Raw genomic sequence first — 22,343 nt, 5'->3', positions numbered from 1 at the left:
CTTATCTTTCGTCCAAGAGGTCGAATTCCATGCGCGATGCAAGTTGTCTGGGCTCCGCTCTTGTGCTGGTGATCGCTGCGGGCAGTTGTCTTGCGGCGCCGGCACAGTCTCCGGACCGGATCGAATTCGCCTCGCATCGCGCGGTCTACGACCTGAAGCTTTCGTCGGCGCGCGGCAACCGTCCGGTCGAGGCGGTGCGCGGGCGCATCCTTTACGATTTTTCCGGCAGTCAGTGCGAAGGTTACGCCCTGCAATTCCGGCAGGTCTCGGAAATCGATGCCGGCGAAGGCGTTCGGATGATGACCGACATGCGTGCAACCACCTGGGAAGATGCCGCCGCCAAATCGTTCCGTTTCAATTCCCAGAATTTTGTCGATCGCAAGCTCAAGAGCGCGGTCGATGGTCGAGCCGAGCGCGAAGGCTCGCAGGTCGACGTCAACCTAAGCAAGCCTTCGGCGAAGGCATTCGCGATCGGGACGAGGATTTTCTTTCCGACCGATCACATGCGCCGCATCATCATCGCTGCGCGGGCCGGCGAGACGCTGCTTGAGGCTCCGGTCTTTGACGGCTCGGACACCGGCGAGAAAGTCTATGATACCCTGACCGTCATCGGCCAGGCGATCGAACCGCAAACCAGCGCGCCCGACGATGCGGCGGCCGGTGATGCCCAACTCCTGCAGATGCGCCGATGGCCGGTCACCATCAGCTATTTCGACAAGTCGAAGGCGGGCGGCGACCAAACTCCCGTCTACGGGATTCGATTCGAGCTTTACGAGAACGGCATTTCGCGAGCGCTTGCGCTCGACTACAACGACTTCGTGGTTGCCGGCACGATGACCTCGCTCGAAATGCGTCCGGCCAAGCCCTGCGAGTGAGGGGGCGGTTTACCCGTTCTCATCGAGCGCGAGACCGCGCATGATGGCACCGCGACCGAACTTCGCCCGCAGGGTGTCGACGGCGCGCTCGCTGCTTGCGGCCTTGCGCGCGCGCGGATCGACGAGATCGTCCGGATCGGCCGCATCGGCGGACTTGAGGTTCGACACACCTATCCCGATCAGCCGGAATTTGGTGCCATCGATCTCCTTGGCGAGCAGTTCGCGACCGCAATCGAAGATTCGCCGCGCAAGCTGGGTCGGATCGCTCAGAGAGCGGGCGCGCGTGCGGGTCTGAAACTCGGCGGTCTTGAGTTTGATGGTAACGGTCGTTCCGCTGACGCCGCTTGCCTTGAGCCTCGCGGATACGCGCTCGCTCAGGCCCCACAGAAGCTTTTCCAGCGGCCGCAGCGCCGCGATGTCAGTATCGAAGGTGGTCTCGGCGGAAATGCTCTTGGCGTCACGGTCGGGAACGACCTTGCGGTGGTCGATGCCGCGGGCCAGACGGCTCAACCGCTGGCCCTCGGGGCCAAGGCGGCGCATCAGCTCGATCTCGTCGCTTCTCTGCAGGTCGGCAATGGTACGAAAGCCACCGCGTGCGAGGCGCTCCTGGGCGACTTTGCCTATGCCGAAGATGATCGAGATCGGCTTCGCTGCAAGGAAGCTTGCCGCTTCGGCGCGTCCAAGCATTGCGAAACCGCGGGGTTTGTCGAGGTCGGACGCGATCTTGGCGAGGAACTTGTTGTACGACAGGCCCACCGAGACTGTGATTCCGACTTCGCGCTCCACCGCAATTGCAAAGCGCGCGAGCGATTGCGCCGCGCTTCGGCCATGGAGCCGTTCGGTGCCTGACAGATCGAGAAAAGCTTCGTCGATCGAAACTGGTTCGACAAGCGGCGTAAGTTCGCGCATCCGCTTTCGTATCTCTCTTGCCACCGCGGCATATTTCGCCATGTCGGGGCGAACGACGACCGCATCCGGGCAGAGGCGGCGCGCCTTGAACATCGGCATCGCGGAATGCACGCCATAGGTGCGCGCGATGTAGCAGGCGGTCGAGACGACGCCGCGAACGCCGCCTCCCACAATCAGCGGTTTGTCGGCGAGGGACGGGTCGTCACGCTTTTCAATGGTGGCGTAGAACGCATCGCAATCGATATGGGCGACCGACAGCGCATGGATTTCCGGGTGCCGGGCGAGGCGCGGCGAGCCGCACGCGCCGCAGCGCGTGGCGGATACGGTTTCAGACAGACAGTCGCGGCAAAGACCGTGCATCACGGAGTATCGCGTTCGATGGGCCGCCCCGAAAGCAGCGCTCGGGCGCCGACGATGCGTTCCGGCGGGGTCGCTGTCTCCGTGGCGAATGCCAGCATGGCCGATTCGTCTTCGGCAAGGTGGTCGAGCACGCCGGCAAGGAAGCTTGGCTCGCGCGCCGCGGCTCGAATGTCACGGGGGCTAATTCCGGTCGCGGCCAGGAATCGCCCGAGCCGGGCGGGATCGGCCGCGAGGAAGGAAAGTGCCTGAATGGCCACAGTTTCGGCCTCGGCCCGATCCGGCTTTGCCTCTTTAACCATCGGTTCCGTTTGCCTTTCCGTAAGGAATGGGAACTACCTTGGCGCGCATTGCCCGGGCCCGAATTTTGCTATTGCGGGGGTCCGTTGCCTTGGCAATCTGGGCGGGGTGCAGCATAGCCCAGGAGGGGCGGGGAATGGCCAAGACTGTCCTGATCGTGGAGGACAATGAGCTCAACATGAAGCTCTTCCACGATCTACTGGAGGCACATGGCTATCAGACCGTCGGCACCCGCAATGGAATCGATGCCATGGACCTTGCCCGCCAGCATCGGCCCGACCTGATCCTGATGGATATCCAGTTGCCGGAAGTGTCCGGCCTCGAAGTCACAAAGTGGCTGAAGGATGATGCCGAGCTCAAGGCGATCCCGGTGGTCGCTGTGACTGCCTTTGCCATGAAAGGCGACGAGGAGCGCATCCGCGCGGGTGGCTGCGAAGCCTATCTGTCAAAGCCGATCTCGGTCGGCAAGTTCATCGAAACGATCCGCCAGTTTCTTGGAAATGCATAGGGGCAGAGACGAATGACAGCGCGCGTCCTTGTTGTCGACGACGTGCCGGCGAATGTGAAGCTGCTGGAAGCGCGGCTCTCGGCCGAATATTTCGACGTCACCACGGCCCATAGCGGAGCCGAGGCGCTGGCAGCGTGCGAGCGTGCGGAATGCGACATCGTATTGCTCGACGTGATAATGCCGGGTCTCGACGGATTCGAAGTCTGCCGAAAGCTCAAGAGCAATCCGGCAACGCATCACATTCCGGTCGTGATGGTGACCGCGCTCGATCAGCCGTCCGATCGGGTGACCGGGCTGCAGGCGGGCGCCGACGATTTCCTCACCAAGCCGGTCTCCGACATCGCGCTGATCGCGCGCGTTCGGTCGCTGACGCGGCTGAAGATGATGACCGACGAGCTGCGCATGCGCGCGGTCACCTCGCGCGAGATCGGCATCGAAAGTGCCGAGCGGGAGGCGATCACGGAACAGGGCGGCCGGGGCCGCATCCTGATCGTCGATGACCGCAGATCGTCCTATGAACGGCTGGCCGCAATGCTCGAAAAAGAGCATATCGTCGACATCGAGCCCGACCCGAGCGCCGCGTTATTCCGTTCCGCCGAGGGCAATTACGAACTCCTCATCGTTTCCCTGAGCCTTGAGAATTTCGACGGGCTGCGGCTCTGCAGCCAGCTCCGCTCGCTCGACCGCACCCGCAATCTTCCGATCCTGGCGCTCTGCGAGCCGGACGACACCGCGCGGCTGATGCGTGGGCTCGAAATCGGCGTCAACGACTACCTGTTGCGTCCGATCGACAGCCATGAATTGCGCGCACGGGTCCGCACCCAGATCAAGCGCAAGCGCTATACCGAACGGCTGCGCGACAACGTCCAGATGTCGATCGAGGCGGCGATCACCGATGCGCTGACCGGCCTGCACAACCGCCGATACATGGAAAGCCATCTCGGAAAACTCGTCGAGCAGGCCTCCGCGCGCGGCAAGCAGCTCGCGGTGCTGGTCCTCGACATCGATTTTTTCAAGTCGATCAACGATTCCTATGGCCACGATTGCGGCGATGACGTCCTGCGCGAATTCGCGATCCGCGTTCGCAAGTCGATCCGCGGTATCGATCTCGCTTGCCGGGTCGGCGGCGAGGAGTTCGTCGTGGTGATGCCCGAGACGGATATGGCGGTGGCATCGACCGTGGCCGAACGATTGCGGCGCAAGATTGCGGTCGAGCCGTTCCCGATCGAGCAAGGCAAGCGCATGATCGACGTGACCATCTCGATCGGCATCGCATCGCTGGAATCGGCCCACGACACGGCCGCCCAACTCCTGAAGCGCGCCGATCAGGCGCTCTATCGCGCCAAGCGCGACGGCCGCAATCGCGTGGTCGCCGACGCCGCGTAGGCGTCGCGTGACGGCGCTCGCTCGGGTTCCAGGCAATTCCGAGGGAACCTTCGGAGGGTGCAGTCCCACGGATCGTCGCCCGCTATGCAGGCGCCGGCCGGAAACCCTAATCCTTTACGTTGACGAAAGGTTGCAGCGCCCAAGGGGGACTTCGGCTTTGCTTTCCGGGGGGCGCGGGGTTAGCCTCAAAACCAGAACGAAACAGCGGCGAGAGCCGCCGAAAACGGGTCAATTGCGGCTAAATGGCCCCGATTCGATAGCGCTTTGAAAACCCTACGGAGTGCTCAGGTCCGCCGCATCTCCTGGGTCCGTGGGGTTCGGCCGGCCCGGAGGCGGTGACGAGTGGCCTCCTCATGACACCGCTTCCGGCCGGCCACCTTTCTTTAGTCCTGGACGAATGCAATCCCGAGAGGAATGCAACCCAGAGACGGCTGCAATCTTGAATTGCAGGCCGGCCGCCGCTCGCATCGACTCGATAGGGACCGCGACGGCGAACCGTAATCCCCGGGCCGCTACTTGATCTTGGCTTCGCGGAACTCGACGTGTTTCTTCGCGATCGGATCGTATTTCTTCTTCGACAGCTTGTCGGTCATGGTCCGGGAATTTTTCTTGCTCACGTAATAATAGCCAGTGTCGGCAGATGACACGAGCTTGACCTTGATGGTGACGGCCTTGGCCATGATCGTCCTCAATGTGCGGGATTTGGCCGGAAACTAGCGGCAAAGCCGCCAAAGTCAAGGAAGCGCGGGCGTCAATTTCACGAGATCAACTCGCGGTAGAATACCTTCCGCGGCATCCGGTAGAACGGAACCGGCAGGTCGTGCCCGAACCCGGCCGCGACGCGCGCCTGCAATTCCTGCAACACCACGCCGGTGATCGTCGGCATATCCAGACTGCGCGCGTCCGCGATCGGCATCCACACCAGTTCGACCAGTTCCGCATCGGGATGGACCACATTCTCCACCCGGTGAGCGATGGTTGCGGCATCGACTGCAAAGAATCGGGTGTCGAACCGGCGCGGACGCCGCGACGGCGTGATGGCACGGGCGATGAAATGCAGCGACGACAGGTCCGGATAAAATCCGGCATTTGCGAAGTCGGCCCAGGGACCCGCCGGCGCCGGCACGTTTTCGCTGCGGGGCGCGCCCAGCACGAGTCCCGTTTCCTCGAAGGTCTCGCGGATCGCGGTCAGCGCAAGTCCCCTGGCACGTCCCGCGCTCGGACGCTGCATGCTGCGCATCAGATATCGTTCGGTGAACGGATTGAGGGGAGCCGCCACCGGCATCAGCCGGTCATTGGGCTCCATCCGGCCGCCGGGAAAGACGAACTTGCCGGGCATGAACTTGTGGCCGTGATGGCGCTTGCCGAGCAGCACCTTCGGAACGGTCCCCGAACGATCGACGATGATCAGCGTCGCGGCATCCCTGGGGCGCACATTCGGCGACGAGCGATCACGCTCGGCCGCCGTCAGGCGCTGCTCGAGATCGGTCAATTCGCGCATCGGGGTGTTGTCGCGGCCGGCAACGGATCGGACTTATCGCCTTCGGGATCGAAACCATGCATCCGCATCGCCCATTGCCAGGCGACCACCGCCCCCTTGATGGGATGCATCAGCGCGAAGGCCAGCGAAAGCGTCAGTGGCAGCCAGATCGCGGCGTGCATCCAGTAGGGCGGGGCGAACGCCATTTCGACCGCCAGCACCAGCGGCACGACGATATGTCCCACCAGGACGATGTTCAGATAGGCCGGGAAGTCATCCGCGCGATGGTGATGCAGCGCCTCATTGCAGGCCGGGCAATGGTCGTTGACCTTCAGCAGCGCGCGGAACATGCGGCCGCGCCCGCAGGACGGGCATCGATTGCTCAATCCGCGCCGGATTGCGAGCCACCCGTCGCGGGGCGGAAGTGCGGTGGTGTCGGTCATGGTGTTCATCCTCGCCGCTTGCGCGGCAATCGGTCTTCGCGCCTGGGAGCCGGACGGGAGCGGCTTGAGCGCGAGGGGGCAGGGAGGCGCTTGCCCGCGCGGCCTTCGGACAGCAATTCGAACCGCAAGGCTCCGGCCACCGGGATCGCCTCGACCAGTCGCACCGTCACGGTATCGCCAAGCCGGTAGGTTTCGCCGGTAGAGCGTCCGATCATGGCGTGGCGGTCCTCATGATACTGGAAGTAATCGTCGCCGATGGTGCGGGCTGGAATGAATCCGTCCGCACCGGTTTCGTCAAGCTTCACGAACAGCCCGGCGCGAGTGACCCCGCCGATCCGGCCTGCGAACGTGGCGCCGATCCGGTCGGCCAGATGATGTGCGATCAGCCGGTCGGTGGTCTCTCGCTCGGCCGCCATGGCACGCCGTTCCGAGGCGGAAATACGGGCGGAAATCTCGTTCAGGAATTTGGCATCCGCGTCGTCGGGGAGGGCGCCGTCGCCGAGCTTGAGCCCGCGGATCAGCGCACGATGCACGATCAGGTCGGCATACCGGCGGATCGGTGATGTGAAATGCGCATAGCGCCGCAGCGCCAGCCCGAAATGTCCGTAATTCTCCGCGGAATATTCAGCCTGCGCCTGGCTGCGCAAAACCACCTCGTTCACCAGAATCTCGGTATCGGTGTTCCTGACCTGTTGCAGCACGGTGTTGAACAGCGAGGGCCGAAGCACCGTCCCCTTCGGAAAAGACATGTCGAGGGTGCGCAGAAGATCGCGCAGCGCCTCGACCTTTTCGAGCGACGGCTCGTCATGCACGCGGTAGATCAGCGGCATGGTGGCGCGTTCCAGCGCCTCCGCCGCCGCGACATTGGCGAGGATCATGAATTCCTCGATCAGGCGATGCGCGTCGAGCCGCTGCGGAATGATGACGCGATCCAGCGTGCCGTCGGCCTTCAGCAGGATCTTTCGCTCCGGCAGATCGAGATCGAGCGGACCGCGGGTGTCGCGCGACTTTTTCACGGCGCGATATGCAGCATAAAGCGGATCGAGAATGCTGTCCTTGATCGGAGCGGTGGTGTCGTCGGTGTTTCCGTCAATTGCATCCTGCGCCTGCGCATAGTGAAGCTTCGCCGCCGAGCGCATCAGGATGCGATGGAAGCTGTGCGAGCGCTTGCGGCCGTCCGCAGCAATCACCATGCGCACCGCAAGCGCCGCGCGATCGGCGTTCGGCTTCAGGGAGCACAGATCGTTGGAGATGCGCTCTGGCAGCATCGGCACGACGCGGTCCGGAAAATAGACCGAATTGCCACGATCGAGCGCCTCGCGATCGAGCGCCGAGCCGGGGCGGACATAATGGGCGACATCGGCGATCGCGACGGTGACAATGTGTCCGCCCCGATTGGCGGGATCGGAATCGGCTTGCGCGAACACCGCATCGTCGTGATCCTTGGCGTCGGCCGGATCGATGGTGACGAGCGGCAGTTTGCGCCAGTCCTCGCGACCGCCGGAAAGGCCGGCAGGCCTGGCGGCCTCGGCTTCCGCCAGCGCATCGCGCGAAAACACATGCGGAATCCCGTGGGCGTGAATGGCGATCAGGCTGACCGCACGCTCCCCCTTGAGCGACCCCAGACGCTCCTTGATCTTGCCGGTCGGAAGTCCAAAGCGGCCTTCCTTGGCGACATCCGCCGCCACGAGTTCACCGTCCTGCGCCTCCATCGTCGCGTTCGGTGCAATCGCGAGTTCGCGGCCCAGCGATTTCTTGTCGACCGGGATCAGCCGTCCGCCTCCACCGGGTAGCACGCGAAAAATCCCGATCATGCGTTTCTTCGCACGGTCGAGCACCTTGATGACGCGTCCGGAATAGCCGGCGGAGCCATCGCGCTCGGAAAGCCTTTCGACGCGCAGCAAGGCGCGATCACCGATACCCGCTGCTTCGCCCGGCTTTGCCTTGCGGGGTGTCAGCACACGGATGCGCGGCACCTCGCCATGGGCCTCTTCATCCCATTCGGTCGGCACCGCGATGATCTCGCCATCCCGGTCGCGTTCGATGATGTCGGCCAGGGTGACCGAGGGCAGGGTGCCGGGCTTGTGCAAGGTCTTGCGCCGCTTCTCGACCGCTCCCTCGTCCGCGAGGTCGCGCAGCACGCGCTTCAATTGCACGCGGTCGGCATTCTTCAGGCCGAACGCGCGCGCGATCTCGCGTGTGCCGGCCTTGCCGGCATGATCCTTGATGAACGCGAGCAATTGCTCCCGGGTGGGGAACGGGGGCGCGTGTTGTTTCGAACTGGCCAAGATGACCTTTTATGTGGCCTCAGCCGGTCTTTCCGGCAAGGGCCTAATTCGCGACCTTGCGTTTTCGTTGCGGGGGCGCGGCTTCGCCGCCGGCTGCGGGACCGGCGGTCTTTCCGCGCGATTTCGAAGCCGCCGCCTTGGACGAAGCCTTGCGCGGCGTCGGAATTTTTGCCGCGGGTTTCCCGTCCGCGGCTTCCGGTCTTGCGGCTTTCGCTTTCTTTGCCCTGGCCGGCCCGGCGGCTGCAGCGGTCTGACCTGTCGTCGTCCCCTTTGCCGACTTCGCCGCCGCCTTGGGCTTTGGCGCGGCCTTTTTCTTTTTTCCGCCACCCGCGGCGATCCGGGCGTCGATCAACGCGACCGCTTCGGCGAGCGTGATGGTGTCCGGCGTCTTGTCTGATGGCAAGGTCGCATTCACCCCGTCGTGGCTCACATAGGCACCGTAGCGGCCGTTCTTCACCACGATCGCACCGCCCTTGTCGGGGTGGTCCCCCAGCGAGCGGCCGGGATCGGCGCCGAAACGGCGGCCTTTGCCGGGATTTGCCTTCTTTTCCGCAATCAGGGTCACGGCGCGGTTCAGTCCGATATTGAGGACCTCGTCGCCCGGTTCCAGATTTGCGTAGGTCTTGCCGAGCTTCACATAGGAGCCGAAGCGGCCGATCCCGGCGATGATCATCTCGCCGCTTTCAGGATCCTTGCCGACATCGCGTGGCAACGAAAGCAGCCCGAGTGCAATGTCCAGATCGACGTCATCGGGTGCCAGGCCCTTGGGAAGCCCTGATCGTTTTGGCTTCTCCTTGGTTTCCGGGTTGCCTTCGCCAAGCTGAACATAGGGACCGAACCGGCCGCCGCGCAGCGTCACGTCAAGACCCGTCTCGGGATCGGTGCCGAGGAGCTTCGTTGCGCTGTCGGCGCCGTTCGCGCCCGGGGCGAGCTGGCGGGTGTAGCGGCATTCCGGATAGCGCGAGCAGCCGACGAAGGCGCCGAAGCGGCCGACCTTCAGGGAGAGCTGGCCTTCACTGCAATTCGGGCATTGCCGCGGGTCACCCCCGTCCTCGCGCCTGGGGAAAACGTGCGGGCCGAGCAGCTCGTTGAGCGCGTCGAGAACCTGGGTGATCCGCAGGTCCTTGATCTCGCCAACCGCGGCGATGAAGTCGTCCCAGAAGTCGCGCAGGAGCTGATGCCACTCCAGTTCGTTGTTGGAGACCTTGTCGAGCTGCTCCTCCAGCGAGGCGGTGAAATCGTATTCGACATATTTCTGGAAGAAGCTTTCGAGGAAGCCGACCACCAGCCGGCCCTTGTCCTCCGGTACGAGACGCTTCTTGTCGATCCGCGTATAGCCGCGATCCTTCAGGACCGCGAGGATCGAGGCATAGGTGGAAGGCCGGCCGATGCCGAGTTCCTCCATGCGCTTGACCAGCGACGCCTCGGTGAAGCGCGGCGGCGGCTCGGTAAAATGCTGCGTGGCGCTGATGTGATCCTTGCGTAGCTTCTCGCCCTGCGACATGGCCGGCAGGCGCCTGGAATCCTCATCTTCAATGTCGTCGTCCTGGCCCTCCTGATATAATGTCAGAAAGCCGTCGAACTTGATCACCTGTCCGGTGGCACGCAATTCGAGATTGCGCGCGGCGACCTGCGCCGTGATGTCGACAATGGTCCGCTCCAGCTCGGCGGACTGCATCTGGCTTGCGACCGCGCGGTTCCAGATCAGTTCGTACAGCTTCGCCTGATCGGGATCGAGCGCACGCCGGACGTCACGCGGTGTGCGGGCGGCATCGGTGGGGCGGATTGCTTCATGCGCTTCCTGCGCATTCTTCGACTTGTTCTGGTACCGTCGCGGCGCGTCCGGCACGTAATCCTTGCCGTAATTCTTCCCGATCATCGACCGGATCCCGGCGATGGCCTCCTGCGCCATGTCGATGCCGTCGGTCCGCATATAGGTAATGAGGCCGATGGTTTCGCCGTCGATATCGATGCCCTCGTAGAGGCGCTGGGCGACCCGCATGGTGTGGGCGGGAGCGAAGCCGAGCTTGCGGCTTGCCTCCTGCTGCAGGGTGGAGGTGGTGAAGGGGGGCGGGGGATTGCGGCGGGCCGGCTTGGCCTCGACCGATGCGACCGTGAAGGTGGCGGTCTCCAGCGCCTGCTTGAAGTCTTCGGCTTCCTGGCCCGAACCGATATCGAGCCGCGTGATCTTGCGGCCGTCGGCGCCGACAAGGCGCGCCTCGAAGGTCTCATCCCGGGGGGTCGCCAGCGAAGCAACCAGCGACCAGTATTCACGCGCGACGAATTTCTCGATTTCGAGCTCCCGGTCGCAGACCAGGCGAAGCGCAACCGACTGCACGCGTCCGGCCGAGCGCGCGCCCGGCAACTTGCGCCACAGGACCGGCGAGAGGGTAAAGCCGACGAGGTAATCGAGGGCGCGGCGCGCCAGATAGGCATCGACCAGCGCATGATCGATCTTGCGCGGATGCTTCATTGCCTCGCTGACGGCCTGCTTGGTGATGGCGTTGAATACCACCCGCTCGATGGTCTGGTCCTTGAGCGCCTTCTTCTCCCTCAGCACCTCAAGCACATGCCAGGAGATGGCCTCGCCCTCGCGGTCCGGGTCGGTGGCCAGAATCAGCTTGTCGGCGCCCTTCACGGCACGGGCGATGTCGTTGATCCGCTTCTGGGCGCGCTCGTCGACCTCCCAGATCATCTTGAAATTGTGATCGGGGTCGACCGATCCGTCCTTGGCCGGCAGATCGCGAATATGCCCGAACGAAGCCAGAACCTCATAGCCTGGACCGAGGTATTTGTTAATGGTCTTGGCCTTGGCCGGGGATTCGACGACCACGATATTCATGAAATTCCAACAGGTTAGGTCCAGACTTCGGACCCCCAAGGGCGAGTCAGGCGCTTAGGTGGGGCCGGACCATGGGTAAATCGACCCCTTGAGTCAAATTGGGAGGCCCGCGCATAGGGCAGAGCCCGGTCGATTACATCGCGGTATATTGCAACCGGAGATAGATTTAATTAAGTTGTGCAATCAATCGGATTGGCTGGAGCCGGCGCCACGCGATGACCAAAGAAGCGCCCCTTGCTGCCAACGAAAGAACGGCTGCTGTGGCCTATATCGCCGACATGACCGGTGGGCTTGCCCTGATTGCCCGCCGCCATGGCCTCCATACGCTTGGCTATCTGCTCGACATGGCAAGACTTGAAGCCGAAAACCTCAAGGGCACGGACGGCCCTCTGCGATAGTCAGCACCGGATTCAGATCAGCGCGATCCGTCCGCCGATTTGCCGCTCCAGGCGGCCCGCAATTTCGAGCTCCAGCAGCACCGTCCGCACGACCGCCGGGCGGGCCCCTGACAGGCGGATCAGGTCATCAATCTCGACCGGGGTGGGTCCGAGCAGCGCCAGAATGCGACGCCGCTCGTCGTCGGCGGGCTCGGCAGCCGAATCATGCGGATCCGGGGCGGGCTCGCTTGCGGGCAGGGCGATGGTCCGGCCAAGGATCGGGGCGAGGACGTTCAGGACGTCGCTGGTTTCGGTCACCAGCGCCGCGCCCTGCTTCAACAGGCCATTGGTGCCCTCGCAGCGAGGATCGAGCGGGGAACCTGGAACGGCGAACACTTCGCGACCCTGCTCAAGCGCCAGACGGGCGGTGATCAGGGAGCCGGACCGGCGCGCGGCTTCAATGACCACGACGCCAAGCGACAGACCGGCGATCAGACGGTTGCGGCGGGGAAAGTCTCGGGCGCGAGGTTCCCATCCGAACGGCATTTCCGAAATCGCGGCGCCCTGCTCAAGCAGCTGTTCGACCAGAGTAGCGTGTTCAGGTGGATAGATGCAATCCTGACCGCCCGCCAGAACCGCGACCGTGCCTCTGCCGAGGGATGCACGATGCGCGGCGGCATCGATGCCGCGCGCGAGGCCCGACACCACGACAAATGCGGCATCGCCCAGTTCGCGCGCAATCTGACTGGCGAATTTCGCACCGGCAGCGGACGCATTCCGAGAACCGACGATCGCGACCATGGGCGATTTCAGGACGCCGACCCGCCCCCGCACGGAAATCAGCGGTGGCGCGTCATCGATCATCCGCAGCCGGGGGGGATAGTCGGGTTCGCCGACCGCGACGAAGACCGCGCCCTGACGCGAAGCGGTTTCGATTTCGCGCCGGGCTTCGTCCGTGGAACAGATGCGCCCGGGAGCCTGCGCGCCGCCCCGCCGCGCCAGCGCCGGCAACATCTCGATCGCCGCGCGCGCGCCGCCATAATGGTTCACCAGTGCGCGAAACGTGCGCGGACCCACATTCTCGCTGCGGATGAGACGCAGCCAGTCCAGCCGCTGGCCGTCGGTCAGCTTGACACCCTCGGCGGCTTCCGCGCGCGTCACGGCTTCACCGCGGATTGGCCGATCCTGGTTTCGGTGCCCGCGATCAAGCGCGCGATATTGGCACGGTGCATGACGAAGACCAGCACGGCCATCGCGAAGAACAGCGCCGCCGCTGAAGGATTGCCGAGCGCCCACAGCACCCCAGGTGTGACCGCGCAGGCGAGGAGTCCCGACAGTGATGAATAGCGTGTGATCGCCGCGATACCGATCCAGATCGCGCCATAGACCAAAACCGCGATCCACGAAAATCCGAGCAGGACGCCGATGAAGGTCGCGACACCTTTCCCGCCCCTGAATCCCAGCCATGCCGGAAAAAGATGTCCAAGAAGCGCGCCAAAGCCGGCGGCAATCGCAGGTTCCGCGCCAAGGAAATGCCGCGTCAGCACAACCGCCGCGGTGCCTTTCAGCATGTCGGCCAGCAAGGTTGCGGCGGCGAGGCCCTTGCGTCCGGTGCGCAGCACATTGGTCGCACCGATATTGCCGGAGCCGATCGCGCGGATGTCCGGGCCGCCGGCGCGTCTGGTCAGCAGCAGGCCGAACGGAATCGATCCGAACACATAGCCGATCGCCAGCGCGGCAAGAAAAACCGGCCACATCGCGAGAACGCCCGACCAGTCCGTCATGCCCAGCGCCTCGCCCGCCCCGCGCGATTGCGTCAGGCGGAAGCGTACTCGTAGGCGGTGCGGCCGGCAACGATGGTGCGGATCACGCGGCCTTCGAGACGCGCCTCATCAAACGGCGTGTTCTTGCACTTTGACTTGAGGTCGGACGGGTCGAGGACCCATGAGGTGTCGGGGTCGATGACGATCACGTCCGCCGGCGCGCCGTTGCGCAGGCTGCCGCCCGGCAGGCCCAGAAGCTCCGCCGGCTGTGTCGACATGGCCGCCAGCATCTGGGTGAGCGACAGGTGCTCGCCGTGGACCAGCCGCAGGCCGGCTGTCAGCATGGTTTCAAGCCCGATCGCGCCGGGGGCGGCCTCCGCGAAGGGCAGTCGCTTGGTCTCGACATCCTGCGGATTGTGGTCCGACATGATAATGTCAACCAGGCCGGATGCGACCGCCTGCACCAGCGCGGCGCGATCCTGCTCGGCCCGCAGCGGCGGCGCCAGCTTGAAGAAGGTACGGTACGGGCCGATGTCGATCTCGTTCAGCGTGAGGTGATTGATCGAGGCAGCGGCGCTGACCGGCAGCCCCGCATCCTTCGCGCGGCGCAGGATTTCCAGCGATTCCCGACAGGTGATCGAGGCGGCATGATAACGGCACCCGGTCAGCGCAACCAGCCGCATGTCGCGTTCCAGCATCACCGCTTCGGCTGCCGTCGGAATGCCATGCAGTCCGAGGCGTGCCGCGAGTTCGCCTTCGTTCATCACGCCTTCGCCGACGAGATCGGGGTCTTCGGTGTGATGCACGACGAGCGCGTCGAAGTCGCGGGCATAGGTGAGGGTACGGCGCATCACCAGTGCGTTGGTCACGCTTCTCGTGCCGTCGGTGAAGGCGACGGCGCCAGCGGCCTTTAGAAGGCCGATCTCGGTCATCTCCTTGCCTTCAAGGCCTTTGGTCAGGGCGGCCATTGGCTGGACATGCACGATCGCGGTGTCGCGCGCGCGCCGCATGATGAAGTCGACGATCGCCGGATCGTCGATCGCGGGCGAGGTGTCGGGCTGGCAGATGATCGTGGTGACGCCGCCTGCAGCTGCGGCCTGGCTCGCGGTTGCAAGGGTCTCGCGGTATTCCGCGCCGGGCTCTCCGACAAAGGCGCGGATGTCGATCAGGCCGGGCGCGACGATCCGGCCCTTGCAATCGACGACTTCGGTTCCCTCGGGCACGCCCGCGGCTCCGATGCCGCGCTTGGTTTCGCGGATCACGCCGTCGGCGATCAGCAGATCGCCCGGAAAATCAAGATCGCGGGACGGATCGACGATGCGGCCATTGGCGAGCAGGACGGGGCGGCGGTCGGACAGCATGTTTATGCGTTCGGCAGGTTGCGCGACAGCGCTTCGAGCACCGCCATGCGCACGGCGACACCCATCTCGACCTGTTCACGGATCAGCGATTGTGCGCCGTCGGCTACCGCGGAATCGATTTCGACACCGCGATTCATCGGCCCCGGATGCATCACCAGCGCATCCGGCCTGGCATAGGCGAGCTTCTTCTGATCGAGCCCGAAATAGGCGAAATATTCCTGTGTCGAGGGTACGAAGGAACCGTTCATCCGCTCGCGCTGCAGCCGCAGCATCATCACGATGTCCGCATTGTTCAGGCCCTCGCGCATGTCGCGCGTGACCTCGACGCCAAGACGCTCGACATGCGGCGGCAGCAGCGTGGAGGGCGCGACCACGCGCACGCGGGCGCCGAGCGCGTTCAGGAGATAGATATTCGAGCGGGCTACGCGCGAATGCAGGATGTCGCCGCAAATCGCGACGATGAGCCCTTCGATCGGGCCCTTGTTGCGGCGGATCGTCAGAGCATCGAGCAACGCCTGGGTCGGATGTTCGTGTGCGCCGTCGCCGGCATTGATGACCGAGCCATCCACCTTCTGCGCCAGCAATTCGACGGCGCCGGAGGCGTGATGGCGCACCACCAGGATATCCGGGTGCATGGCATTCAGCGTGATCGCGGTATCGATCAGCGTCTCGCCCTTTTTCATCGCCGACGAGTTCACCGCCATGTTCATCACGTCCGCACCAAGCCGCTTGCCGGCCAGTTCGAACGACGATTGGGTTCGGGTCGAGGATTCGAAGAACAGATTGATCTGGGTGCGGCCGCGCAGCGATGTACGCTTTTTCTCGATCTGGCGGTTGAGATCGACGAATTCCTCGGCCAGGTCGAGAAGTCCGCTGATCTCCTCGCGCGACAGCCCTTCGATCCCCAACAGGTGGCGCCGGTTGAGGACGAAGGACGATGTGGCGGCGATGTTCATTAAAGGCGGCTCTATAAGCCGATCGGACGGGGGCTGCAAGGCGCCTTTCGGTCCATCCCCAACCCGCCTGAACGAACATGCCTGGGTCGTGCTAGTGGTCCGATTCTAACATTCGCATCCCTTCTCGGCAGGCTCTTTTGCGAATGTTAGAATCAAAGGACCACTAGCAAGTACTGGATTCTAGTGGAGCTTTGGATTTGACATTCGCTTTGCGAGCCCGCGGCCGGGTGGGTAGCGAATGTCAAATCCGCTCCACTAGGATCGACTTGATCGGGGAACACGCTGATGCCGGAGATGCGCGACGCACTCAACCAGCCGCCTCCTTTCAGCGATGTGAATCTTTTTGCCACGGATCGCGCGCTGCAAGAGGCGGTGGCCGCCAACGGCGCCGCCGCGGAGGCCGAGGCGCTCTGGTCGTTCGGCCGGCATTGGGGACGCGGCGAATTGTTCGATCTCGCCGCGCTCGCCGACGCCAACCCGCCGCGGCTGCACGGCGATGCGGTGAGATTTCACCCCGCCTATCATCGCTTCATGGCGGAAAGCATGATGGCCGGCCTGCATTGCTCGACGTGGAGCGCCGACGGTTCCGTTGCAGCGGCTCCCGCGGAGGTGGCGCGCGCGGCGCGCTTCTACATGGTCGCGCAGGTCGAAAACGGCCATATGTGTCCGATCACCATGACCCGCGCTTCCGTCGCGGCACTGTCGGCGCAGCCCGATCTGCGTGAACGCGTGATGCCGAAGATCACATCGCACGCCTACGACCCGAGCTTCCGCCCGTGGCAGCAGAAGTCCGCCATGACGCTCGGGATGGGCATGACCGAGAAGCAGGGCGGCACCGATGTGCGCACCAATACGACGCAGGCCGTCCGCGATGGCGACGGGTACCGGATCGACGGCCACAAGTGGTTCATGTCGGCGCCGATGTCGGACGCGTTCCTGGTGCTTGCCCAGGCGCCGGACGGCCTGACCTGTTTCTTCATGCCGCGCTTTCGCAGGGACGGCCGCGTCAACGGTCTGTATTTCCAGAAACTGAAGGACAAGCTCGGCAACCGTTCCAATGCTTCGTCCGAGGTCGAATTCCATGATGCCGTCGCGCAACGGATCGGCGACGAGGGCGGGGGGATCAGAACCATCATCCGGATGGTGCAACTGACGCGCCTCGACTGCGCAATCTCGTCGGCCGGACTGATGCGCGCGGCATTGTCGCGCGCGCTGCATCATGCGCGGCACCGCGTCGTGTTTCAGAAAAAGCTTGTCGACCAGCCGATGATGCGCGCCGTGCTCGCCGATCTGGCGCTCGATTCGGAGGCGGCGATCGCGGTGGTCATGCGCCTGTGCTGCTCGTTCGATCGCGCCGCGGACGATCCGCTCGAAGCGGCGCGCGCGCGCATCCTGACACCGGTCATCAAATACTGGATTTGCAAGAGCGCGCCGGCCTTCGTCTATGAGGCGATGGAGTGTCTCGGTGGCAATGGCTATGTCGAGGACCATGGGCTTGCCCGGCTCTATCGCGAAGCGCCCGTCAACGCGATCTGGGAGGGCTCTGGCAATGTCATGGTGCTGGATTTCCTGCGCTCGATGCGCAACGCCGAGGAAGCACGGGCGGTGCTGGGAGCATTGAAGGCGGAAGCATCCGATCTTCCCGGTATTGCGGAGATGGTCTCGACGATCGAGCGATCGGTTTCGGTTCCGGATGCCGAGGCGCTCGCGCGCCCGGCGGCCGAAATGCTTGCGATTCTGGCGGCGGCCGCGGCCCTGCAATCGTCCGCGCCCGAGATCGCGGCGGCATTCTGGGCGATGCGATCGGGGCAGGGGGCGCGTCTGTATGGCGTCGCGCCGGAGAATCCGTTGCCGCTGCTCGAGCGCGCCGCCCCGGCCTGAACGCGGCGCTACCACCCGTCCCGTTCGGCGGCGAGTCGAAGGAAATCCAGCGCACCCTGCAGAATGAAAATGGCAGCGTGCTGGTCAATCACGGCGGCGCGCCTGGCACGGCTGACATCCGCGGCGATCAGTTCGCGTTCGACGGCGGCGGTGGACAGCCGCTCATCCCAAAGCGCGATCGGCAGTTCGGTCAATCTCGCGAGGTTGCGCGCGAAGGCGCGCGTCGACTGCGCGCGGGGACCTTCGGTGCCGTCCATGTTGACCGGCAGCCCGAGGACGAATCCGGCCGCCCGACGCTCGGCTGCAACCTGGATCACGCGGGCCGCGTCGGCCTGGAACGCCTTTCGCCCGATGGTCTCGACGCCGGCCGCAAGCCTGCGATCCGGATCGGACGCGGCAACGCCGATGGTCTTTGTGCCGAGATCAAGGCCGATCAGCGCGCCTCGCGCGGGTAACAGGGGCGCTGCTTCGGAGAGCGGACAAACGACGGCGGCCATCGCGTGCTCATAGCACAGGCACCGGCGCAGGCGATCGCAGACTGTGCTATGGGCGCGACCGGCCGCCGGTCTTCCGGGCGGGCCGCGTCAATCAATAGCGAGCGCAGGATGAACGACACCGCCGCCGAGCCGACCGACGCGCAACCCGGACCATGCCGGCCGTGGGGCTTCTGGGTCACGACGGCCATCGGCATTGCGGCGATCTTGGCCTGGTTCGCATTTCAGCTGCTTGCCGTTTCGCTCACACTCGCCGCGCTCGGAGTCGGCTCCGGAGCCAGCGATTTCGAGCTGATGACCCTGGCCTCGCACGCGCTCACCATTGCGGTTGCGACCATCGTGTCCATGCCCGCGCCGATCGCGGTGATCGCGCTCGCGGCGCGGCTGGCCGGTTGCACCGTCACCGAATATCTTGCGCTGCGAATGCCGACACGCGCCGATCTCATCGTCGGTGTTCTGATCGTTGCGGTGCTGCTGCCGCTCGGCGATCTGAGTTCCTGGCTGAGCGGTCGCGATATTGTCCCGGCCGCGGTGATCGACGCCTATCGCAGCGCACGGGACTCGGGAATTGTCGTCCTGCTGATTGTGGCGCTGGTTGTGGCTGCTCCGCTGATGGAAGAGATTCTGTTCCGCGGATTTCTGTTCCGCGGCTATGTCAATTCGCCGCTGGGCGTGGCTGCGACGATCCTGCTGACCTCGGCGGGATGGGCGGTGATGCATATCCAGTACGAGGCCTTCTATATGGTGCAGATTTTCGTGCTGGGATGCGCGTTCGGATGGCTGCGCTGGCGCAGCGGATCGACGCTGCTCATCATCTTCCTGCATGCACTCGTCAACGCCGCGGCGCTGACACAGGTGGCCTTCCTGGTCGAACGCGCGGGAATGCAGTGAGATGCCTCAGCGCTTTGCGACGAAGCCGTCGCGGATCGCCTCGATCCGGGTCTGGGCGGTATAGGCGGTGCCGTCGCGATGGTGCCAGGTGACGGCCGCGTCGCATTGCACGGTGCCGTTCGGTCGAATGCGCCAGGTCTGGTTGTCGATCAGACGGTGCTCGCAGACATTGCCGTCCGGCGGGGTGATCAGGATCGATCCGGTGCGCAGGTCATCGTCGCTGGTTTCGAACCCGGCCTGACTGGCCGGGGGCGCATCCGGCGCGAAGTCCGGCAGCAGCCGGCCGTCGGACAGGCTGGTCGCAATCACGAAGATCAGCATGATGGCGGCCAGCACGGCCCGCCGTCCGTCGCGAGCTGCCCACAGATGATGCTCCAGTGACCGCTTCGGCCGTGCCATGCAGGGTCTCCGTGTCTTTCGCTCGCAATTTTCGGTGAATTGCGTTGACGATTCGTGTGCGTCCGCGAAAGCCCTGCGCCGTCATGGTGTTATGCGGGTGGTCGTGCGCGCGTCCGGGGCCGCTGGGGAGCGCTTGCTGCACGGGCGCCCAATTTCCTGCTATAATGCAATCATGAATATGCTGACCCAGATTCCGATCATCGACGTTCGCGACGGCGGCCCGCTGCGGCAGGCGCAGGAAGGTGCCGTGAGGGCACAGGCATTGCGCGATGACTGCCTGTCGTTCTTTCCCGGGCCCGTCGCCGCGGCATTGCCGGTGCTGGACCGCGCCGCGCGTCGCTGGTTGTCGCGGTCACGGTCGCCCTATGTTGGCGAAATCGAAGGAATCGCTTCGGTGCTCGGTTTCAGCGGCGTGTGGTTTCTCAATGGCTCCTATTCGTGGGGCTGCACCACCATGAGCCGCGACGAGGACGGCGAGCCATGGCTGATCCGCACGCTGGACTGGCCGTTCCCCGGGCTTGGGCGCCACGCCGAAATTGCGCACAAATGGGGCGAGGCGGGTGAGTTCTACAGCGTCACCTGGCCGGGCTATGTCGGAACGCTGACCGCGATGGCGCCCGGGCGGTTTGCCGGAGCAATCAATCAGGCACCGCTGTGGCGGCGGACGCGCCACCCGTGGCTGCGGCCGTATGACCTGGCCGCCAACGCCATCAGGACTTGGAATATCCGCAACATTCCGCCGGACCAACTGCTGCGACAGGTATTCGAATCCTGCCGTGATTTCAGCGCAGCGCGGGCGATGCTCGAAAGCACGCCGGTGGCGCGTCCGGTGATCTATTCACTCGCCGGAACGCGCGCGGGCGAACGCTGCGTGATCGAGCGCACCGAGGAAGGATTCGAAACCCGCGACACCGCGACGGTTGCCGCGAATGACTGGCATACCCGTCGAGAACCCTGGGAGGCGCGGGTGGGCGGGGATCTGGTCCTGACCTGCCGCTATGAGGAGGCGGGAGAGAACAGTCGCTGCCGGCGCGATACCATGGAGAGCTTTTCGGGTTCGTTGCTTCGGGAGCCGTTTGCATGGCTTGCGGAGCCGGTAAACAACCGGTTCACCCGGCTTGCCGTCGAGATGTGCGCTTCACGCGGCGTGCTGCGGGTGCTGGGGCTTGAACGAACCGGAGATGCCGGTCTGGCGTCACCTGTGACCGAGATCAGGGAATTGGTATCGCCCGCAGCCGCGGCGGCGTGAACGCTTCGTCGCATATCGGCCATGGTCACGACATGGCGAATTCCATAAGCTGCCGACGGCCGACTCGCTCGGCCGCGAACCCGTCCCAAGGAGAGAGCCATGAGGGCCCTGGTACTTGCCGCAATCCTTGCGCTGGTTGCCGGCAGCGCGCACGCCGCGGCATGCAAGGTTGAGGCGTCGAACAAGAAACTGGCCGGCGCCGCACTCAACAGCTTCATGACCAAATGCGAGAAGGATGCTCAGGCGGCGTGCGACAAGTCCGCGGCCGACAAGAAGCTCGCGGGTGCCGCCAAGTCCAGCCACATCAAGAAGTGCGTGAGCGACGCGGTCGGAAACTGACACCCGCGCCGCAGGCGGCAACCGTCAGGACTGACAGCCGTTGCGCTTTGCATTCGCACGACGAACGATTGCAGCCTGTTCCAGCGGATGGGTCGGCGGGAATGCCGCAATCCGCTGGCGGCGAACTTGGAGCTAATCCAGCTTTCCGACGGCCTTGGACTGGAAGACATTGCGGATCGCGTCAAGGCGCCGCTCGACCCGGTGTTGCCGTGCCGGAACGGCGGCATTCCAGCTCACCGCCTCGTCGCAGGGGATTTCGCCACCATCGCGCAGCGTCCAGGTCGCGTTGTCGATCCAGCGGCGCCGGCACACATTTCCGTATTGCGGCACGAACAGCATGGCCCCGGTGCGCAGCGCCGTTTGGATGGCGGCTGCGCTCTCGCGCTCACGCGCCAACGCGCGTGCGGCGTCGTGTGACATTTGCGAATGCACCCCGTAGCCGCTCAACAATCCGCCCAGCAGGAAAGCGACCGTAGCCGCAACGACGCCGCGCCGCCGCTCCTTGTGCCAGTTTCTCAAGATGCGTAGCGGAACGGTCCCGGCACGGACTGCTGTCGCAGCGCCAGCGGGAACGCGCGGGGCCGGACGGCGGACGCGCACCGTCGGGCGCAAGGGTGGGCGGCTGGCACTCATCGGGCTCAAGTTGCCGCACACCCATTCGCATCGCGTGAAGTCTATCCGGCCAATTTGCCTCGAATTGTGCCTGACCCTTCGCGCTTGGATTTCTCGGACAAAACCGTTCAGATCACGAGCTTGCGATAGAGATGCCAGGTTGCATGCCCCAGCACCGGCATCACAACGGCGAGCCCCATAAAGGCGGGCAGCGAGCCAAGCACCAGCAGGCCCGCCACGATCAGTCCCCAGGCTGCCATCTCGAGCGGGTTGCGCAGGACCGCGCGCACCGAGGTCAGAAGCGCCGTCGCCGCGCCGACATCGCGGTCAAGCAGCAGCGGAAACGAGATCACCGACAGGCAGAATGCGACCAACGCAAACACAAAGCCGATGGCGTTGCCGTAGATCACCAGCTTCCAGCCAGCTTCGGTCGTAAAGACCTCGCGCAGGAACGGGCCGATCCTGTCCGGCGCGGAATAGACGCCAAACAGCGACTGATAGAGTTCACGCGCCACGCCAAGCCAGAGCACGAATAGTCCCATCAACAACAGGCCAACCGCCATGATCGCCGGGACACCGGGCGAGCGCACGACGCCAAGGGCAGCGTCAATCGAGGCCGGCTTGCCTTTCTCG

Annotated in this window: 23 protein-coding genes; 8 read left to right on the top strand and 15 right to left on the bottom strand. The window is 64.5% G+C overall.

What is annotated here, in order from left to right; all coding sequences use genetic code 11:
• The first annotated feature begins 29 nt into the window (after window positions 1–29).
• Window positions 30–875: a cell envelope integrity EipB family protein gene (locus AB7F49_RS23750; protein WP_428526951.1), complete on the top strand. Its 846-nt coding sequence runs from the start codon at window positions 30–32 to the stop codon at window positions 873–875.
• Window positions 876–884: 9 nt separating this feature from the next.
• Here AB7F49_RS23750 and AB7F49_RS23745 read toward each other — a convergent pair whose 3' ends face one another.
• Window positions 885–2,144 (bottom strand): DNA polymerase IV, encoded by a 1,260-nt coding sequence (locus AB7F49_RS23745; RefSeq protein ID WP_428526949.1) that lies wholly within the window; start codon window positions 2,142–2,144, stop codon window positions 885–887.
• Window positions 2,144–2,443, bottom strand: a complete 300-nt coding sequence (locus AB7F49_RS23740; RefSeq protein ID WP_428526947.1) for a DUF3572 domain-containing protein — start codon at window positions 2,441–2,443, stop codon at window positions 2,144–2,146. The genes AB7F49_RS23745 and AB7F49_RS23740 overlap by 1 nt, the downstream gene beginning before the upstream one ends.
• 134 nt (window positions 2,444–2,577) lie before the next feature.
• On the opposite strand from AB7F49_RS23740, the gene AB7F49_RS23735 reads away from it, so the two are divergent.
• Both AB7F49_RS23735 and AB7F49_RS23730 read left to right on the top strand, forming a co-directional pair.
• Window positions 2,578–2,949, top strand: coding sequence for a response regulator (locus AB7F49_RS23735; RefSeq protein WP_428526945.1), 372 nt, complete (start codon window positions 2,578–2,580; stop codon window positions 2,947–2,949).
• A 12-nt stretch (window positions 2,950–2,961) separates the two neighbouring features.
• Window positions 2,962–4,335 (top strand): PleD family two-component system response regulator, encoded by a 1,374-nt coding sequence (locus tag AB7F49_RS23730; RefSeq protein WP_428526943.1) that lies wholly within the window; start codon window positions 2,962–2,964, stop codon window positions 4,333–4,335.
• 512 nt (window positions 4,336–4,847) lie between these two features.
• Here the strand turns inward: AB7F49_RS23730 and rpmG are convergent.
• The 5 genes from rpmG to topA form a co-directional block, all read right to left on the bottom strand.
• Window positions 4,848–5,015: a 50S ribosomal protein L33 gene (gene rpmG / locus AB7F49_RS23725; RefSeq protein ID WP_428526941.1), complete on the bottom strand. Its 168-nt coding sequence runs from the start codon at window positions 5,013–5,015 to the stop codon at window positions 4,848–4,850.
• Between the two features lie 77 nt (window positions 5,016–5,092).
• Window positions 5,093–5,836: an NUDIX hydrolase gene (locus AB7F49_RS23720; protein ID WP_428526939.1), complete on the bottom strand. Its 744-nt coding sequence runs from the start codon at window positions 5,834–5,836 to the stop codon at window positions 5,093–5,095.
• Window positions 5,824–6,258 (bottom strand): DUF983 domain-containing protein, encoded by a 435-nt coding sequence (locus AB7F49_RS23715; protein ID WP_428526937.1) that lies wholly within the window; start codon window positions 6,256–6,258, stop codon window positions 5,824–5,826. The genes AB7F49_RS23720 and AB7F49_RS23715 overlap by 13 nt, the downstream gene beginning before the upstream one ends.
• A gap of 5 nt (window positions 6,259–6,263) precedes the next feature.
• A complete protein-coding gene (rnr, locus tag AB7F49_RS23710) occupies window positions 6,264–8,498 on the bottom strand; it encodes a ribonuclease R (RefSeq protein ID WP_428526935.1) in 2,235 nt (744 codons plus the stop codon).
• 91 nt (window positions 8,499–8,589) lie between these two features.
• Window positions 8,590–11,388 (bottom strand): type I DNA topoisomerase, encoded by a 2,799-nt coding sequence (gene topA, locus AB7F49_RS23705; protein ID WP_428526933.1) that lies wholly within the window; start codon window positions 11,386–11,388, stop codon window positions 8,590–8,592.
• 215 nt (window positions 11,389–11,603) lie between these two features.
• Here topA and AB7F49_RS23700 point away from each other — a divergent pair, with 215 nt between their 5' ends.
• Window positions 11,604–11,786, top strand: a complete 183-nt coding sequence (locus AB7F49_RS23700; protein WP_428526931.1) for a hypothetical protein — start codon at window positions 11,604–11,606, stop codon at window positions 11,784–11,786.
• A 12-nt stretch (window positions 11,787–11,798) separates the two neighbouring features.
• Here AB7F49_RS23700 and dprA read toward each other — a convergent pair whose 3' ends face one another.
• The 4 genes from dprA to AB7F49_RS23680 are packed head-to-tail and all read right to left on the bottom strand — an operon-like array spanning window position 11,799 to window position 15,845.
• On the bottom strand, window positions 11,799–12,926 hold the full coding sequence (gene dprA, locus AB7F49_RS23695) for a DNA-processing protein DprA (RefSeq protein ID WP_428526929.1): 1,128 nt from the start codon (window positions 12,924–12,926) through the stop codon (window positions 11,799–11,801).
• A complete protein-coding gene (gene plsY, locus AB7F49_RS23690) occupies window positions 12,923–13,549 on the bottom strand; it encodes a glycerol-3-phosphate 1-O-acyltransferase PlsY (protein WP_428526927.1) in 627 nt (208 codons plus the stop codon). The genes dprA and plsY overlap by 4 nt, the downstream gene beginning before the upstream one ends.
• A 32-nt stretch (window positions 13,550–13,581) precedes the next feature.
• Window positions 13,582–14,889 carry a dihydroorotase gene (locus tag AB7F49_RS23685; RefSeq protein WP_428526925.1) on the bottom strand — a complete coding sequence of 436 codons (1,308 nt, stop codon included), beginning with the start codon at window positions 14,887–14,889 and terminating at the stop codon, window positions 13,582–13,584.
• Window positions 14,890–14,891: 2 nt separating this feature from the next.
• Window positions 14,892–15,845: an aspartate carbamoyltransferase catalytic subunit gene (locus AB7F49_RS23680; protein WP_428526923.1), complete on the bottom strand. Its 954-nt coding sequence runs from the start codon at window positions 15,843–15,845 to the stop codon at window positions 14,892–14,894.
• Window positions 15,846–16,130: 285 nt separating this feature from the next.
• On the opposite strand from AB7F49_RS23680, the gene AB7F49_RS23675 reads away from it, so the two are divergent.
• On the top strand, window positions 16,131–17,726 hold the full coding sequence (locus AB7F49_RS23675) for an acyl-CoA dehydrogenase family protein (protein ID WP_428526921.1): 1,596 nt from the start codon (window positions 16,131–16,133) through the stop codon (window positions 17,724–17,726).
• Between the two features lie 8 nt (window positions 17,727–17,734).
• On the opposite strand, the gene ruvX is transcribed toward AB7F49_RS23675, so the two are convergent.
• Complete coding sequence (ruvX, locus tag AB7F49_RS23670) at window positions 17,735–18,223, bottom strand: Holliday junction resolvase RuvX (RefSeq protein ID WP_428526919.1); 489 nt, start codon at window positions 18,221–18,223, stop codon at window positions 17,735–17,737.
• A gap of 108 nt (window positions 18,224–18,331) precedes the next feature.
• Here ruvX and AB7F49_RS23665 point away from each other — a divergent pair, with 108 nt between their 5' ends.
• Window positions 18,332–19,111 carry a lysostaphin resistance A-like protein gene (locus tag AB7F49_RS23665; protein WP_428526917.1) on the top strand — a complete coding sequence of 260 codons (780 nt, stop codon included), beginning with the start codon at window positions 18,332–18,334 and terminating at the stop codon, window positions 19,109–19,111.
• A 6-nt stretch (window positions 19,112–19,117) separates the two neighbouring features.
• Here AB7F49_RS23665 and AB7F49_RS23660 read toward each other — a convergent pair whose 3' ends face one another.
• The gene (locus AB7F49_RS23660) at window positions 19,118–19,510 is read right to left on the bottom strand and encodes a hypothetical protein (RefSeq protein ID WP_428526916.1); all 393 of its coding nucleotides are present in this window, start codon (window positions 19,508–19,510) and stop codon (window positions 19,118–19,120) included.
• A gap of 172 nt (window positions 19,511–19,682) precedes the next feature.
• Between AB7F49_RS23660 and AB7F49_RS23655 the strand changes: the two genes are divergently transcribed.
• Both AB7F49_RS23655 and AB7F49_RS23650 read left to right on the top strand, forming a co-directional pair.
• On the top strand, window positions 19,683–20,759 hold the full coding sequence (locus AB7F49_RS23655; RefSeq protein ID WP_428526914.1) for a hypothetical protein: 1,077 nt from the start codon (window positions 19,683–19,685) through the stop codon (window positions 20,757–20,759).
• 99 nt (window positions 20,760–20,858) lie between these two features.
• A complete protein-coding gene (locus tag AB7F49_RS23650; RefSeq protein WP_428526912.1) occupies window positions 20,859–21,098 on the top strand; it encodes a hypothetical protein in 240 nt (79 codons plus the stop codon).
• Between the two features lie 132 nt (window positions 21,099–21,230).
• Here AB7F49_RS23650 and AB7F49_RS23645 read toward each other — a convergent pair whose 3' ends face one another.
• Both AB7F49_RS23645 and AB7F49_RS23640 read right to left on the bottom strand, forming a co-directional pair.
• A complete protein-coding gene (locus AB7F49_RS23645; protein ID WP_428526910.1) occupies window positions 21,231–21,617 on the bottom strand; it encodes a hypothetical protein in 387 nt (128 codons plus the stop codon).
• A gap of 221 nt (window positions 21,618–21,838) precedes the next feature.
• Window positions 21,839–22,343, bottom strand: a 505-nt coding sequence (locus tag AB7F49_RS23640; protein WP_428526908.1) for a DUF2189 domain-containing protein, incomplete at its 5' end; no start/stop codon positions are given.

The sequence above is a fragment of the Pseudorhodoplanes sp. genome (genome assembly GCF_050250235.1).
GTDB lineage: Bacteria > Pseudomonadota > Alphaproteobacteria > Rhizobiales > Xanthobacteraceae > Pseudorhodoplanes.
This window is presented reverse-complemented; position numbering and strand designations above follow the sequence as displayed.